The organism is Paraburkholderia sp. PAMB 6770 (genome assembly GCF_057748135.1).
This window is the reverse complement of sequence record NZ_CM173239.1, coordinates 1285381-1301872: the sequence shown is the minus strand read 5'-3', so window position 1 is coordinate 1301872 and position 16492 is coordinate 1285381. Positions and strand designations below refer to the sequence as shown.

General features: G+C 64.5%; 12 protein-coding genes. 9 read left to right on the top strand and 3 right to left on the bottom strand.

Annotated elements, in window-relative coordinates; all coding sequences use genetic code 11:
- Positions 1-11: 11 nt before the first annotated feature.
- Genes AC3AP7_RS23240 through AC3AP7_RS23230 form a run of 3 tightly spaced genes read right to left on the bottom strand, consistent with a single transcriptional unit; the run spans position 12 to position 3431 of the window.
- Entirely contained in the window at positions 12-452 is a 441-nt protein-coding gene (locus tag AC3AP7_RS23240) for an ATP-binding protein (RefSeq protein WP_487364883.1), read from the bottom strand.
- Positions 449-2452, bottom strand: a complete 2004-nt coding sequence (locus tag AC3AP7_RS23235) for a SpoIIE family protein phosphatase (protein ID WP_487364882.1) — start codon at positions 2450-2452, stop codon at positions 449-451. The genes AC3AP7_RS23240 and AC3AP7_RS23235 overlap by 4 nt, the downstream gene beginning before the upstream one ends.
- Positions 2445-3431 carry a hypothetical protein gene (locus AC3AP7_RS23230; RefSeq protein WP_487364881.1) on the bottom strand — a complete coding sequence of 329 codons (987 nt, stop codon included), beginning with the start codon at positions 3429-3431 and terminating at the stop codon, positions 2445-2447. The genes AC3AP7_RS23235 and AC3AP7_RS23230 overlap by 8 nt, the downstream gene beginning before the upstream one ends.
- Positions 3432-4194: 763 nt before the next feature.
- Here AC3AP7_RS23230 and AC3AP7_RS23225 point away from each other — a divergent pair.
- From AC3AP7_RS23225 to AC3AP7_RS23185, 9 genes are all read left to right on the top strand, one after another.
- Positions 4195-5460 (top strand): 2-hydroxycarboxylate transporter family protein, encoded by a 1266-nt coding sequence (locus tag AC3AP7_RS23225; protein ID WP_487364991.1) that lies wholly within the window; start codon positions 4195-4197, stop codon positions 5458-5460.
- An 83-nt stretch (positions 5461-5543) separates the two neighbouring features.
- Positions 5544-7406: a sensor histidine kinase gene (locus tag AC3AP7_RS23220; RefSeq protein ID WP_487364880.1), complete on the top strand. Its 1863-nt coding sequence runs from the start codon at positions 5544-5546 to the stop codon at positions 7404-7406.
- On the top strand, positions 7396-8751 hold the full coding sequence (locus tag AC3AP7_RS23215; protein WP_487364879.1) for a sigma-54-dependent transcriptional regulator: 1356 nt from the start codon (positions 7396-7398) through the stop codon (positions 8749-8751). The genes AC3AP7_RS23220 and AC3AP7_RS23215 overlap by 11 nt, the downstream gene beginning before the upstream one ends.
- 297 nt (positions 8752-9048) lie before the next feature.
- Entirely contained in the window at positions 9049-9522 is a 474-nt protein-coding gene (locus tag AC3AP7_RS23210; protein WP_487364878.1) for a hypothetical protein, read from the top strand.
- Positions 9523-9594: 72 nt separating this feature from the next.
- On the top strand, positions 9595-11967 hold the full coding sequence (locus AC3AP7_RS23205; RefSeq protein ID WP_487364877.1) for a DUF2345 domain-containing protein: 2373 nt from the start codon (positions 9595-9597) through the stop codon (positions 11965-11967).
- A gap of 4 nt (positions 11968-11971) precedes the next feature.
- The gene (locus AC3AP7_RS23200; protein WP_487364876.1) at positions 11972-14344 is read left to right on the top strand and encodes a hypothetical protein; all 2373 of its coding nucleotides are present in this window, start codon (positions 11972-11974) and stop codon (positions 14342-14344) included.
- 43 nt (positions 14345-14387) lie between these two features.
- The gene (locus AC3AP7_RS23195; RefSeq protein WP_487364875.1) at positions 14388-15089 is read left to right on the top strand and encodes a hypothetical protein; all 702 of its coding nucleotides are present in this window, start codon (positions 14388-14390) and stop codon (positions 15087-15089) included.
- Between the two features lie 45 nt (positions 15090-15134).
- Positions 15135-15659 (top strand): hypothetical protein, encoded by a 525-nt coding sequence (locus AC3AP7_RS23190; protein WP_487364874.1) that lies wholly within the window; start codon positions 15135-15137, stop codon positions 15657-15659.
- Between the two features lie 189 nt (positions 15660-15848).
- Positions 15849-16487, top strand: coding sequence for a hypothetical protein (locus AC3AP7_RS23185; protein ID WP_487364873.1), 639 nt, complete (start codon positions 15849-15851; stop codon positions 16485-16487).
- Positions 16488-16492 lie beyond the last annotated feature (5 nt).

Genomic DNA, 16492 nt, shown 5'->3' with positions numbered 1-16492 from the left:
TTCCTCGTTGCTCAGGACTGCGGCGCGGCGCCGCCCGGCGCGCCGACGCGCTTCGTGAAGCGCAGGCAGTTGTACGGCTCGCGGCGCTCGTACGCGACCTCGTCCATCATCTTTTTGACCAGAAATACGCCGAGCCCGCCGATCGCGCGTTCGTCGATGCCGCTCGTGATATCCGGATCGGGCAGTTGCAGCGGATCGAAGGCGACGCCGTCGTCGATCACCTGCGCGCACACCTCATCGCCCGACGCGCTCACGTGCACGCGGATCGGCTGGCGCGCCGAGCCGTAGGCGGCAATGTTCGAGATCACCTCGTCGAAGGCGAGCGCAAAGCTTTGCGCGAACGCGCGCGGCAGACCGCACGCGGCGACGAGCGCTTCGAACTGCCCGATCAGCGCGCCGACGTCCGGTGCGCCCGGGTCGAGCTCGGTATCGAATGTATGCGTGACGTTCATTCGGTGATGGCCCCCGATGCGGCAAAGCGAACCGCAACACAGGTGATGTCGTCGGATTGCGGCGCACCGTTCGCGAACGCGTAGACGTCGTCGACGACGCGCTTGAGCAGCGCCTCGACGCCGACGGCCGAGCCGCCCGCGAGGGTCTGCGCAAGGCGCGCGTCGCCGTATTCCGTATCCGCCGGATCGAACGCTTCGGTGATGCCGTCCGTATACAGCAGCAGCGTGGAGCCCGGCGCGAGCTGCGCGCGTCCTTGCGCATACTCCACGCCCTCGATCACGCCGAGCGCCATTCCGCCGGTTCCGGGCAACGCGGCGACCGTGCCGTCCGGTGCGATCAGATACGGCGGATTGTGGCCGGCGTTCGCATATTCGAACTCGCCCGTGCCGATATCGAGGATACCGTAGAACAGCGTGACGAACATCGTCGCTTCGTTGTCCTGCGCCAACAGGTCGTTCGCGAGCGCGAGACACGCGCCCGGGTCCGCCGCGCTCGGCGCGATCGCGCGCAGCAGCGTGCGCGCCACCGCCATGAAGAGCGCGGCCGGCACGCCCTTGCCGGACACGTCGGCGATCACCACGCCGATGCGCCGCTCCGACAGCCAGAAATAGTCATAGAAATCGCCGCCCACCTCGCGCGCCGGGATCATCCGCGCGAACATCTGCAGGTCGGGCCGCGACGGGAAGCGCGTCGGCACGATCGACTGCTGCATGCGCCGCGCGACGTCGAGCTCCTGCTGGATCGACACGAGCTTCGTATGCGCGTTGAACACGTTCTGGATCGTCAGGAACCACGGCCGCCATGCCTGCGGAATATCCGGGATCGAGCGGACCGCGCCGCGGTCTTCCTCCTGGATGTAGCGCACCAGCTTCTGCGCGGGCACGATCGCGTCGTTGTAGGTGAGGCGGCTCGCGATCAGCAGCATCATCGTGAGGCCGATCACGAGCAGCAGCACGCTCGGCACGCCGGTTTCGAGCGCGGTGCGCACGAGGTTCCACTGCGGCACCAGCAGCACGAGCCGGAACGGCGCGTTGCGGATCGCGAGCGTTTCGATATAGTAGCCGTGCTCGGCAAGCAGATGCTGCTGCGACGCGGCAAGCGTCGCGTCCAGCCCGCTGCGCAGCGCCGGCGGGAACGCGCTCGCGGCCGACAGCACTTCGGTCGCGCCGGCGTGCACGAGCTGCGGATGCGCGACGAGCTGCGCATGATCGTTGATGACGAACAGCGTGCCGAACGCCGGATCCCAGTTGCGCACGAACTGGTTCAGCCAGCCGAGCGTCAGGTCGAGCGAAACGGAGCCGCTGAACTGCGCGCCGTCGTAGACGCCGGCCGATGCGGTGACCATCACGCCCTGGCCGGCCTCGTCGAGATAGACCGGGGTCCAGATGATGCGGCGCGCCGGATCGCGCGACGGCTCGACCCCCGCGTAGAACGCCTTTTGCAGCAGCGTGTCCGCGTAGAAGAACTGCTTCGACGCGACCCACGGGTAGATGTTGATGAAGCGCCGCGCCGACGTGTAATACACCCAGGTCGCGCCCGGCAGGTTGGCCTTGATCGACTTGAACGCATCGTTCAGGCTCAGCGCCATTTCCAGGTCGCGCTCGAGCGCGGGCGTGCGCGCCCCGGGCAGGCCCGTCAGATTGCCCGCATCGGCGCTCGTCCACGGCGGCGGCAGCTGGTCGAGCGTCACGCTGCCCGGCACCGGCCCGGGCTGCAGCGCGCGCAGCAGCGTCGACGGCGGCGCGCCCTGCGGATGCAGCCGGAACCAGGTCTGCGCCTCGATGCGCATCGAGTTGACCGCGTCCGCGCTGCTCTTCACGAGCGCGTCGAGCGCGACCGCCTGCTCCTGCATCCGCTGCGCGAGACTCGCCTGCTCGGTGCCGAGCGTCATCTTGAACTGCAGATAGACCAGCGCGCAGGCCACCACCAGCACGCCGACAAAGGTGCCGCGCATCACCCGGTTGTAGCGCGCGAACAGCGCCGCGGTCAGGTCAGCCATAGCTCTTTCCCCGCAGGTCCGCGTCGTCCGCCGGATGCGCGAGCGCGATGTCGCACGCGGCCGCGTCCGGACGCGCGGGCGGCGGCGCGCCGGCGCCGATCCGTGCGAGGCGCTTTTGCAGCACGCCGAAGCTCGTCAGATGGAGGATTTCGGAGAACGCCTTGCGCGTCATCGACGCGGGGTCGGCCGCGCGCGCGCCCTGCTCCGCCGCCAGTTGCGCGATGACCTCCGGATAGTCCTCGATGCCTGCCACCATCACGTCGAACCACGTGAGCCACGCGGCCTCGATCGTCGGATCGGCCTGCAGCGCCTTGCACAGCCGGCCGATGCGCGTCGCCTGGTCGAGCAGGATCACCTCGATCTCCTCGTCGCTCGCGGCGAGCCGCTCGCGCAGCGCGCGGTCCCAGCGGATGCTGATTTCCGGCAGAAAGATATAGCGCAGCCCCTGGATGATGCCGATGCGCCGCTCGGCCGACGGAATCGTCGTGAAGCCGTCGATCGCCCAGCCGTCGCCCGGAAACCCGACGATCCGGCGCACCAGCTCGGCCGTGTTCGCGATGCGCCGCGGCTCGCGGAACAGCACTGTGAGACCGGGGCGCGCGTTGTCGGTCCATTCGTCCGGCGGCAGCACGCGGCCGACGAACGCGTCGGTCTGCGCCGCCGAATGCGCGAGATGGAACACGCCGGCCGCGAGCGCCGCCGCGTTGAAGCCCGACGCGGCGCGCACTTCGAGCCCCACCGACAGTTCCTGGCTGATTCCGTAGCGCCCGAGCACCGGCCGCAGGACGATCTCCTGGACGTGCGAGTCGCAGTTCAGCAGGCGCAGGATCGGCTGCACGAACGTCGTGAAGCGCTCGCCGACCGGATAGACGCGGCTTGCCGGCAGCGTGATGGCCCCGTGGCCGCGGATGCGGGCCAGTCCCCCGACGCTGTGCTGCTGGGTCAGACCCACGAAATAGTGGTCTGCGCCATCGTCCATCGACGTTTCCTGCACGTTGTCCCCAAGAAGCCGATCCGCGAGCCGGGTAGTCCGGCGGCTGTGGCGCCCGCGCGATGCCGCACCCGCGATGCCGCGCGACAGTCCCGACACGCGCCGCTGCGGTCCGCGCGGCCGCGCGCGGCCACGGCCCGCGCGCCGCGTCGGCGATGTTGTATTGCTGCGCGCGCCGGCCCTCGCCGCGAAATGCGCAGTGAAGGTACCCAAACGCGCGGGCCGCGTCAACCGCGCGCGCCGTCCGGCTTGAGCGCGCTGGCCGATGCAGCAGCATAGCGCTGCGCCCGCTTCCCGATGCGGCGAACAGACCCGATGTTGCCGTGCTCCTTGACCTTTCGGCGCACCGGGCGATGCGATAGGCATCGCCGCAGCGGGCGCGGCCGAGAATTCAGCCGGCCGGCGGGCGTCATTCCGGGGTTTCAGCCTCGCGCGCCGGGCCCGCCATCCGGCGCCGGAAAAAACTCAATCTAATCAAGGCGCCGGCCGGTTCAATCCGGTGCACGTCCATTGGCATGCCGCTTGCGTTAGCTCGGCCCGCTGTCACGAACAGCCCGGCGCGCGGCCTGCGCGCGCCGCCCAACACGCTGTATCGACACCCAGGATCCGGACACCGGACCCGCCCCCACAGAGGAGACACCCCGTGCGCAGCAGTTCATCCGTATCGCAACCCGCCGTCGGCCAGCCGCTCGCCGCCGCCGAACCCGCCGCCGGCAGCACGAAGTTCTGGCCCGAAGGCTGGTGGAAGCTGATGGAATTCCGCATCGGCATCATCCCGCTGCCGGTCTACCTGATCCTGCTCGCGCTGATCGCCGGCTTCGCGATCTCCGGCAAGGTGCCCGGCGAAATCTCGATGGCGATCGCGGTCCTCGCGTTCTTCGGCTTCACGTGCGCGGAAATCGGCAAGCGGCTGCCGTTCGTGCGCAGCATCGGCGCGGCCGCGATCTTCGCGACCTTCATCCCGTCGGCGCTGAACTACTACCATCTGCTGCCCAAGCCGATCCTCGTGCTGACGAAGGACTTCACGAAGTCGACCAACTTCCTGTACCTGTTCATCGCGTCGATCATCGTCGGCAGCATTCTCGGGATGGACCGGCGCGTGCTGATCCGCGGCTTCCTGAAGATCTTCGTGCCGCTCGCGCTCGGCACGCTCGCCGCGATGCTGGTCGGCACCGCGGTGGGCACCGCGCTCGGCCTCGGCGCGCGCCATACGTTCCTCTACATCGTCGCGCCGATCATGGCGGGCGGGGTCGGCGAAGGCGCGATTCCGCTGTCGGTCGGCTATGCGGAGATCCTGCATCTGCCGCAGGGCGAAATGTTCGCGCAGGTGCTGCCGCCGGTGATGCTCGGCAGCCTGACCGCGATCGTGCTGTCGGGTGCGCTCGACATGCTCGGCAAGCGGCGGCCGCATCTGACCGGCGAGGGCCGCCTGCAGCCCGGCGAAGCCGGCGACATCGGCCCGGTGCACGAGACGGTCACCGGCCAGGTGGATGTCGCGCACATTGCCGCCGCCGGCATCACCGCGATCACGCTGTACCTGCTCGGCCTGATGTGCCGCAACCTGTTCGGGCTGCCGGCGCCGGTCGCGATGCTGTTCATCGCGGTGCTGGTGAAGCTCGCGCGCGCGGTGTCGCCGCCGCTGCAGGAAGGCGCGCTGATCGTCTACAAGTTCTTCTCGACCGCGGTGACCTACCCGCTGCTGTTCGCGATCGGCGTCGCGATGACGCCGTGGGACAAGCTCGTCGCAGCCTTCACGTTCGCCAACGTGATCACGATCGTCGCGACGGTGACCGCGCTGATGGGCACCGGCTTCGTCGCCGGCCGCCTGCTCGGGATGTACCCGATCGACACCGCGATCGTCAACGCGTGCCACAGCGGCCAGGGCGGCACCGGCGACGTCGCGATCCTGACCGCCGCGAACCGCATGCAGCTGATGCCGTTCGCGCAGATCGCCACGCGCATCGGCGGCGCGATCGTCGTCACGCTGGTGCTGATCGGGCTCGCGCACTTCGGGTAATGCCCGCCGGCCCGCGCCGCGGGCTGTACGCCCGCCCGGCAATTTGCCACAATGAGCCGGCTTGAGACGTCAGCGAGGCATTGATGAGGTCGTTCGCCCGCATCCGGGTGCGCGGAATTCCGCTGTGGGGCTGGGCGGCGGCCGCGGTGCTGTACGTCGTGAGCGCCGGGCTCGCCGCCGATATCGCATGGCAGCGCTCGATCGACTCGATCGCGGCGGTCGGCGCGCACCGGCTCGACCTGTACGCGGCGGCGCTGCGCAGCGCGCTCGGCCGCTACGAAATGGTGCCGGGCATCGTGGCGCGCCAGGACAGCGTGCGCGCGCTGCTCGGCGCGCCGCCCGCCGCGCGCGGCGCGCTGCTGCATCCGGTCAACACCTATCTGCAGGCGGTGAACGACGATACCGGCGGCGTCGCGATCGACGTGATCGACCTGAGCGGCGAGGTGATCGCCGCGAGCAACTGGAACCAGCCGTTCACGTTCATCGGCACCAACGTCGCCTATCGGCCCTACTTCCAGGACGCGCTCGCGCAAGGCGCAGGCCGCTTCTTCGGGATCGGCACCAATACCGGCATGCCGGGGCTGTATTTCGCGAGCGCGGTCCGCGAGGGCGGCAAGCCCGTCGGCGCGGTCGCCGTCAAGGTGAGCGTCGACGCGCTGGAAGACGCGTGGCGCACGCCCGGCGAAGCCGCGCTGGTGGTCGACGCGAACGGCGTGATCGTGATCTCGACCGTGCCGGCGTGGAAATTCAGCGCCCTCGCGCCGATCCCGCCGCAACGGCAGCAGCAGATCGAAGCGTCGCGCCAGTATGCGGGGCGCGCGGTGCCGGTGCTGCCGCACCGCATGCTCGGCGACTGGAGCGCCGCGGCGCGCTTCGCCCGCTTTCCCGACTTCGGCCGCCCCGGACACACGCGGCGCTTTCTCGAACTGAGCCGCCGCGCGCCGCAGGCCGGCGACTCGCTGATCGTGCTACTCGACGTCGCGCCCGCGGTGCACCAGGTGCGCACCGCGCTCGCGTTCGTCACCGCGCTGTTTCTGATCGTCGGGCTCTACACGCTGTACGCGATCCAGCGGCGCCGCGCGATCGCGGAAAAGCTGCGTGCGCAGGACGCGCTGCGCCGCGCGAACGACCGTCTCGAAGCGACGGTGGAGGCGCGCACCGCGCAACTGAGCGCGGCCAACGCGAGCCTGCAGCAGGAAATCGCCGAGCGCGCGCGCACCGAGCAGGAGCTCGTGCACGCCGGCAAGCTGGCGGTGCTCGGCCAGATGGCGGCGGGCCTCACGCACGAGCTGAACCAGCCGCTCGGCGCGATCCGCACGCTCTCCGACAATGCGCGCGCGTTCATCGGCCGCAACCAGACCGCGCTCGCCAGCGCGAATCTCGAACGCATCGCGAAGCTGGTCGACGCGATGGCGGTGCTCACGAGCGAGCTGAAGGCGTTCGCGCGCAAGCCCGAGACGCAGCGCATCGCGGTGGCGCTCGACGACGCGGTCGAACACGCGCGCCTTATCTACGACGCGCGTCTGCGCGACGACGCGGTGCAGCTGGAGGTGCGGATCCCGGCGCAGCTGCGGGTCTGGGCCGACCCGAGCCAGTTGCAGCAGGTGCTCGTGAACCTGCTCGGCAATGCGCTCGACGCGGTGGCCGGACAGCCGCAGCGGCGCATCGTCGTCGAGGCGCACGCGCACGACAGCGCGGGCCGCGCGCAGCTGACGATCGCGGACAGCGGGCCGGGCATCGCCGACGAAGTGCTCGCGCATCTGTTCGAGCCGTTCGTCACGACCAAGCCGCGCGGCCGCGGGCTCGGCCTGGGGCTCGCGATCACGATGCGCATCGTGCAGGGCTTCGGCGGCCAGATCCGCGCGTCGAACCGCGCGGAAGGGGGCGCGCTGTTCACGATCGAATTCATGAGCATGACTGAACAAGGGGTGGTGGATGAACGATGAAGTGCGCGTAGTCGTCGTCGAGGACGACGAGAACGTGCGGCTCGGCGTCGAGCAGGCGATCGCGATCGCGGGCTTCTCCGTGCGCGCGTACGCGTCGCCGCGCGAGGCGCTGGCCGAGGCGCTGCCGGGCGCGCCGGTCGTGTTCGTGTCCGACGTGCGGATGCCGGAAATGAACGGCATGCAGCTGCTCGAACGGGTGCTCGCGACCGATGCGCAGATCCCGGTCGTCCTGATCAGCGGACACGCGGACATCTCCACCGCGGTTGCGGCGATGCAGGTCGGCGCGTACGACTTCATCGAAAAGCCGTTTTCTTCCGAGCACATCGCAAGCCGCGTCGCGCGCGCGGTCGAGAAGCGGCGCCTGACACTCGAAGTGGAAGGCCTGCGCGACGCGCTGCGCAACTGGCACGGCATCGAGGCGGTCGTGCTCGGCAAGTCGCCGGCGATCGCCGACGTGCGCAAGAAAATCCTGCGGCTCGCCGATACCGCGGTGCCGGTGCTGATCACCGGCGAAACCGGCACCGGCAAGGAGCTGATCGCGCGCGGCCTGCACGACTTCGGCAATCGCCGCGCGCATCATTTCGTCGCGCTGAACTGCGGCGGGCTGCCCGAACCGCTGTTCGAGAGCGAACTGTTCGGCCACGAACCCGGCGCCTTTACTGGCGCGCTGAAGCGCCGCGTCGGCAAGGTCGAATGGGCGCACCGCGGCACGCTCTTTCTCGACGAGATCGAAACGATGCCGGTGTCGCTGCAGATCAAGCTGCTGCGCGTGCTGCAGGAGCGGCAGATCGAGCGGCTCGGCGCGAACGAGCCAATTCCCGTCGATTGCCGGGTGATTGCCGCGTCGAAAGCGGATCTGGCGGAGCGCTCGAAGGACGGCAGCTTTCGCGCGGACCTGTTCTACCGGCTGAACGTCGCGCAGATCGAATTGCCGCCGCTGCGCGAGCGCCGCGAGGATATCCCGCTGCTGTTCGAGCACTTCGTGCTCGCGGCCGCGCGCCGTTTCGGACAGGCCGCGCCGGTCGTGTCGGCTGCGCAGATGTCGGAGCTGCTCGCGCATCAATGGCCCGGCAACGTGCGCGAACTGCAGAACGTGGCCGACCGCTTCGTGCTGGGACTGGCGGGCGACCGGCTGGTGCCCGCCGACGGCGGCGCGGCGCCGGCCGGCTCGCTCGCCGAACAGCTCGCGCGCTTCGAGTACGTGCTGATCGACGAGATGATGCGGCGCTGCAACGGCAACGTCGGCGAAGCCAGCGCGGCGCTCGGGATGCCGCGCAAGACGCTCTATCACAAGCTGCGCAAGTTCAGGATGCCGGGTGCAGACGAGGCGGTGGGCGAGGAGTGAGGAGACGCATCGGGTCGAGGCGATGGGATCGCAATGCGATGCGATTCGGGATTAAGTCCTTCATATCGTCAAACTTCGAAAACCATAGCATTCCTATTTATCTGTTTCTATCTGAATGCCGCGACAGCGAACGGGGCCGATACGCCGCGCCACCCACCCACGCGCCCGCCCCGGCATCCCGGGATCTGAACAAACGAGCGCACGAAAAATTGCGCCGGCCAGACGCATGAAAAGTCGGTCGGGCATCTCATCGCGGGGCATGCGAAACGCAAGGGCATCGTCGGGTTCTACCGGCAGATGCGCGGCGAGAACGGATCGCGCGATATCCTCGTTTTGCGGAGCATCCGCGCGCCGGAGAATCCGCTGCGGGCGGCAGCGAACGTCTCCCGCGAGTCAGACAGCCGCCCGGCGTCAGGCACGAGTCGCCACAGCACGACGTTTCACCTGACGCAGGCGCAGGGCGAAACGCTTGCGCAGACACGGCCTGACGAGCCCCTCGCCCATCAGGTGATGCTCGCAGGCAGGCCCGATGCGAAGGGCATCGCATCGGGCGCGGGGATCGGACTGACCAGCGCGACGATGCCCGGTACGCCTCCGCTGCAGACACAGCCCCCACTCCGCCTGTGGACGATCAACGATCCCTTCTCCTATCACCCCCCCACATCTCAAAAAACAGATAGGACTCCGATTTATCATTATTTTGCAGATATGTTGGAGATTCCAGACAAGCCAGGGGCAGTGCAATTGACGGGATGCGCGGTGCGGTTCTAGATTCCCTGGTCGATGGTTGCCGACGCAACCGTTGTGCCCTGCTTCTTTGAACGAGAGAAGGAACGTGCGTCGATGAATGCGGTATCGAGGGAATTCAGGGATACGCTGGAGCGTCCGGGTTCGCGCCTGACCCAGAGGCTCAGGCTGTGGGTCGGCCGGAAGAATCACGATCTCGACGTGCTCGACTTCAAGGTGCGCGGCGGGTTCTGCAAGGACTACAGCGTCGATGTGACGGTCACCTCGCCGCAACGCGATCTCGACGGCAAGGAGTACGTTGGCTGGCGCGCGGGCCTGCAGATCGATGAACGGGCCGCGGTGCCCTCGGCAAGCTGGAGCGCGCCCGTCGACCGTGCGGCGGCCACGTTCAACGGTGTGGTGACGCGCTGGAAGCGCGTGCGCACAAGCCGCGAGGAGTCGGCCTACCGGCTGCGCATCGAGCCGCGTTTTGTCGCGTACGGCAAGCGCATCATCGGGAGCGACGTCTACCGCGACGTGACGTTGCAGGAGCTGATCACCCGGGCACTGGTCGACCGCAAGAACTTCGACGCCTTCGATGTCGAATTCCAGATCGAAGGGCTGCAGGCAAAGATGGAAGCCGTGGTGAGGTACGAGGAGTCCCTCTGGAACTTCATCGCGCGTCACTGCCGCCGCCTCGGGGTGTTCTGGTTCTACCGGCAGGGACGAGGCACGGACGGCAGGCTCGACACGATCGTGTTCGCCAACCATCCGCGCGCGTACCTCCGCTCGATCGAGATGCCGCTGCTGGCCGCCGCGGGCCTGCACAGCGACTGGCACGAGGCGACGCAGGCCGTCCACGCGCAACGCACGCTGGTGCCGGCGACGGTTGAACTGTGGGAGCGCAACTACCGGAGCCCGGCGGACCCGCTGCGGGCCACGGCGAACGTCTCCTGCGAGGCAGACGACCGTTCGGCGTTCGGGCGCATCAGCCGCAGCGCCGAGGGCCATCTGACGCCGGCGCAAGCCGGCACGTTTGCGCAGACGCGGCGCGACCGGCAGATTGCGCGGCAGGCGACGCTCGCGGGCGAGAGCGATGCGAAAGGTATCGCGGCGGGGGTCGTCGCCAAGCTCACCAACACGAAGCTCGCGGGCGCCGAATACGGCTTCGTGATCACGTCGTTCAGGATGAAGGGCAGCCGCACGAAGCCGGCCTATACGCGCTTCAAGGCGATGCCGGCGCACCTGACGTACCGGCCCGCGTTTGACTTCGAGCGGGACTGGCGTTTTCTGCCGGGTCCCGTTGTGGGCGTGGTCACGACGAGCCACCCTACCCCCTACGGCGACATGGACGGGCACGGGCGGTACAGCGTGCAGCCGAAATTCCTGCAGGGCCCGGGCAGCAGCGACAACAGGCTGCTGAACCTGCGGCTGCTGCGTCCGTCATCGTCAGACCGGGGCGGCTTTCACGCGCCGCTGCTGCCGGGGACCGAGGTGCTGCTCGATGGCGAAAATCACGACGTGGACCGCATGTACATCAGCGGCGCCCTGAACGACTTCGCGCATCAGGATCCGGTGCGCGGCACGGATGCCCTCTTCAGTTACGCGATCTGGCGCGCGCCGCTGCTCGGCGCGGAGATCGTGTTCAACGACCTGCAGGGCAAGGAAAGCGCGCGGATCGCGACGGTGTATGGCCAGACGGCTTTCAACCAGGGCTATCTGCTCAACGGCAAAAAGCTCGCGCGCGGGGAAGGCTTCGAGGCGACGACGAAATCGTGGGGGACGCTGCGCGCGGCGAAGGGGCTGTTTTTCTCGGCGGATGCGGCGGCCGGGACCGATACGCCGCAGCTCGACATGCCCGCTGCCGTTGCGCAACTGAAGGCCGCGCTGCAGCGGGTGGAAGCGCTGGCTGCCGCCACCTCGCAGGCGGGCGCTGCCCCGGCCGACCGGGCCGCGCAGGCCGCGCTTCTCGACGGGCTCGACCAGCTTCGCGACGCGGGGCTGCTCGCGAGCGCACCCGGTGGCATGGCGTTCGTGACGCCGAAGTCGATGCAGCACTCGGCGGGCCAGAACGCGATTGTCACGGCAGGCCAGGACATGGACGTGAGCGTCGCCAGGCGGCTGCGCATGGCGGCGGGCGAACTGATTTCGCTGTGTGCGCACAGGCTTGGTATCCATCTGACTGCCGCGAAGGGGAAGTTCACGGCGTCGGCGCTCACCGACGGGATGGACCTGTTCGCCCAGAAGCAGTTGCGCGTCGCCAGCGAAAGTGCGGACGTCCAGGTATCGGCGAAGTCGAAGATCACGCTCAACAGTGGCGGAGCTTCGCTCGAGATCGAGGGCGGCAACATGACGTTCCATTGTCCTGGCGCGTTCACCATCAAGGCGGGTTCGTTCACGTTCATCGGGCCCGACAACGTGCCGACCCCGTTGCCGTCCCTGGCGAAGAGCAGCCTGAAGATTTCCGACCTGTATTCGCCCTCCCGCTGAAGCCATGATCATCAGCCCTCCCTTTCTCCCCGCCGCGGGCCTGTCGTCCAGCGATGCGTCGAAGCCGGACCCCATGATGGACCTGATCGACCAGTTCGAAATCGGCCATCACGGAGTCTGGCCGGTCACCTTCGACCGGCGTTCCCATTGCGCCATCCATCTGAACCCGGGCGAGCAGGCGGAGCCTGTGCGCGCGATCGCCGATGGCGACGTTGTGGCGTACCGCGTCTGCAGGAACGCCATCTCCGACGGCGCGACCGATTCGATGACCGGGAAACCTCTGCTGAACTCGAATGCCGGCTTCGTTCTGCTGCGGCACAAGACTGACACGGGCGACGGGCGCACCATCACGTACTACTCGCTCTACATGCACCTGCTGGACATGACCAGCCAGGAACACGTCATCCCCCAGCCTAACGATCCGCCGGAGGTTGGCTCGGCGAATGCGTTGCCCAAATGGCTGCTCGATACGGCAGGGGGCAAGGATGGCGTGGTCCAGACGGGCGGCACGAAGAAGGTCTATCGCAAGGACATGCTCGGGTACATGGGCCAGCATCAGGGCGTGACGCATCTGCACTTCGAAATTTTCATGGCGGAGGCCGATTTCATCGCCTGGTTCGACAAGGTACAGATCGGGGTGAAAAAACCGGCTCAGCCTGACACGGGCGACTATTGGGGGCACAGCTATTTCATCATTTCCGGCCCGCAGGAGTTCTATCCGCAACCGGCGGGCACTGATGACAGCTGGTTTCCCCGTGTGCCTGGCGGCTCGCTCGCAGCAGGCGACACGCTCTATGTCGAGGCCTGGTTCAACAAGGGGCAGCGCTTTACGCGCGCGTGGATCGATCGCGGTGGTAGCGGCAACGTGACACTACTCACGTCCGATCCGGTTGCGGACCCATACGACAGCGGTACCGATAGCCACCACAAACCGAAGCGCTACGAATACGGCCTGTATGACCGTGCGATGGCGCTCTATCCGGCGTGCCCGAGCGACGGCTATGAGATGCTGCGGTTCGGGCGCATTCTTTCGGATCATCCAACGCTGACGGCGGCGGATTGTGCAACCTGGATTGCAGTGCCGTTCGATGAGAACGACACGCTGGGCTATGTCAACATCGCGCCGGACGCGATCAAGAAGTTGTCTGATGCGGATTTCCCGTTCTTCACAGGCTGGCAAAAAGTCGGCGACGACAACACGCCGTTCAATGACGCCGGGCGATGCGATTACGCCACGCTTTGCGGGTTGACCGGCATTCAGGATTCGCTGCCATCGGCACGGCCGCTCGAAGCCGATCCAAACAACAGCAATGAGGTCGATCTGCAGCTTGCCAGCTACGTGCAGAACACGAGTGGTGTGGACAAGAAACTCAGGGGAATGGTGTTCAAGGCGCGCAGCGAGTGGGATCCCTCCGGCAACGCAGAACGGTACAAGGACCTGAACGATCCGTACGGTTTCTTTGGCAAGCAGAAGGATACGAACCCCGATGGATATACCAGGTTCACCGGTTTCCTGAGCAAGTTCCAGTTTCTGGACAAGACGCCGCTCGCCGGGCAGGAGCTATGGTTTTTCCATCCGCTGGCGTTTATCCGGCATTTCAGGAGGTGTGGGTGGCTGAGCCCAAAAGAGTACACGCTGATGTTTCCGCCCACCGCCCTTCGTTCCGTTGGGCATGGCCAATGGGTTTCAGAAAGAATCTCGCCATCGCGTGACACGATTGCTGGATATGGCGCTGAGTTAAACAAGGCCATGTGCAAATTTGGCATCACGAGGCCATTGCGGCAGGCGGCTTTTCTCGGCAACGCGATGCAGGAAACTCAGTGGTTTTCGCTGCTAACTGAGGGGGGAAGCACGCCTCCTCCGAGATATGCACCGTGGGTCGGGCGCGGATTTCTGCAACTGACCTGGCCGGACAATTACATCAAGTACTGGCGTTTTTGCGGCCGGCAGGTGGATCAGTCTCTTGCAGACCGATTGCATGAGGCTGCACATACCACCAACACGACTCGCAATAACCATGCACTTATGGCACTAGAACCAACTGTACCTGTGTCAATGCAGGAATGGCGAAGGTTATTGAGTATCGACAAATTCGATGCGACTGACAGTGCGGCAGCGTACTGGGCGTGGTCGGGTGCAGCTAAGTATGCCGACATGCAACCTGTCTTGCAACGTGAAACGAAAACGGTGGGAATATCCCCAATGGCTTATTTCAGCTGTGAATCGTTTGGACAGGTTGCGGCAACCGTCAACGTGGGACATCCGTCCAGCTCTTTTTCGAGCATCTACGGCTTGCAGGCACGGTTTCAGGGTTATACGAGCGCATTAATGGCTCTGACCGACTGGGTGGAGTTACATACCGGCAACGGTTCTTGATTCTGTTAATCGGATATCGCTTATTTTCAGGTTGAGGGTGAATATGGAGAAGCAGGTCGTCCTTTTGGGAAAATTTGTGGGCGTTGCATTGTTGTTTAGTCTAATCGCACATGCTATGGCTCAAGTCCCGAGCCCAGCAATTTCGACCGAGGCGATAGTAACCATTGGAGCATGTAAGTTCACGATTGCAAACATGTTTGGTGGCAAGTTCATCGTTCCGCATCCCGAACAAACACCTCCCCAACAGGGTGTCTATGACCTACCTGATACCGGACCAAATGCATCTTCTGTCATAGGAACCTTCGGGTTGTTTTGCGTAGACGCGAACGACGAAGGGATTGGCGCGATGCTGAATGCTAAACAGGTCGATGGCAAATGGCTGATGTACAACCCGTGGCCCAGCCCAAATGAGCCTGAGTTGATCCCCTTCAATCCGGATGCTCACCCGCAGACAGTTCAGTTCACGGGCAGCAACTGGACAGGCATGGGCCTTACGGTTGACGAGACCACTGGCGATGAAAAACATCGTGCCCGCATGTTCTATTTCTGTCTTGTTCACCGGACGCATGCACTTTGCGGAAAGTCGCCAGTTCAATGGCTTGCAGATACAGGCGAGCACAACGAGTTGTGGAAAATCAGGGCGATCTTGAAGTCCGTTAAATTTGTTGACGCGTCATCCTTTCTGGAATTGAGCCCGGCAATCGACCCAACATCTGTCTCCAGTAATCGAGGAAACAATGACTAAACATCCCATTCTCAAAGGTGAGCGACTCTTGAGTCGAGGTGGCGTATGACAATCAAAGCAATTGTCCGAGGACTCATTTCGGTGGCCTTTCAGGTCTTTCTGCTGACGGGACGGTCGAGTGGACTGGCAGCCGAAGCATCTCCAATGCTTACCGATCCGGCGATTAATGCCGCGTATAAAAATTGCGAATTATCTACGCTTCACAATAAAAATGACGACGTGCTCTCATCTGAAGAAAATCACTTTGATAATTTGACCGAAACCTATGGTAGTCAAGGTGTGCATGATCAATGCGTGGTGGCATTGAAATCTAAAACGTTGCTGCCTATGTCTTCATCCGACGGAAATTCGGGTGGAGAGTTTTTGTATATCATGATTGTGCGTCGCGCTTACCTTTCGCCAGGCTACATTTGCGAGGGCAGGGCAGACTATGACGAATGCCTGGAAAAGGCCGTTTTTAGTTATCGTGGATTTTACAAGGATGATCGAGGGAGATGGAAAAAGAGAGTTGGTTTCGTGGGCGATGTTGGCGTAAATTCCATTCAATCAATTTCGGAAACCATACAATGAAGCCTTCGGATGCGCCGCGGCAACTATCAACGTCGGGAAACCATCGGCCAAGTATGACAAGGTGAATGGCATTGTGGCGCGTTTTCAGGCGTACACATCGGCTTCAATGGTATTTCTCGATAGCCCAATGTTTCCGGACGCAAATGGTGTCGCACAAATCATGCCCCAAAGCTACATACCGAGGCGGCCATGAAGCTGAGCGTTTTTCTCTTCTGCGTGTTGAGTGCTGTAACTAACATTTCGCATGCCGATGATTCTGTCAGATCTGCTGAAGTAGGGGCAAAGAAGACCAAAGACCAGATCTATTTGTTTGGTCGCTGTAGCTTTCAGATACACGATCTTGCGGGAGGGATCTTCGCAAGCGAAGGTGGATCGGGAGCCTATACGTATTTGGACTTAAAAAAAGGAATTGATATAGAGGCAGGTTTTCGCTGCCTCACGCAAGCATCGCCAGATGGGATTGATGAGCAGCTGGATTCCAAATACGTGAATGGTCAGTGGATTTGGAGTGCCACCAATCAACCCTTTGAGGCAGCGCAGCATTTCCATAGCTACATCTTTGCGGGCAAAAACTGGAAGGGGCGCGGTAATACTTACGACGACACAATTGGCGAGGAGGCAAGGCGCCAAAGGCGATTCAACTTTTGTCTGGTGCAGACAGCTGGTCCTCAAGTTCTCTGCGTCAATACACCAGTCATGGCTCTCGATAGCCCCAAGAGCAATGTGCTACCCAAAATAATGGCTGTATTGAGAAGTATCGAATTTATCAGTCCGCCCTTACCGGCAGGTGCCGGAGCGGCAAGTCTCGTGACAGAACCGAACCAATAAACAAT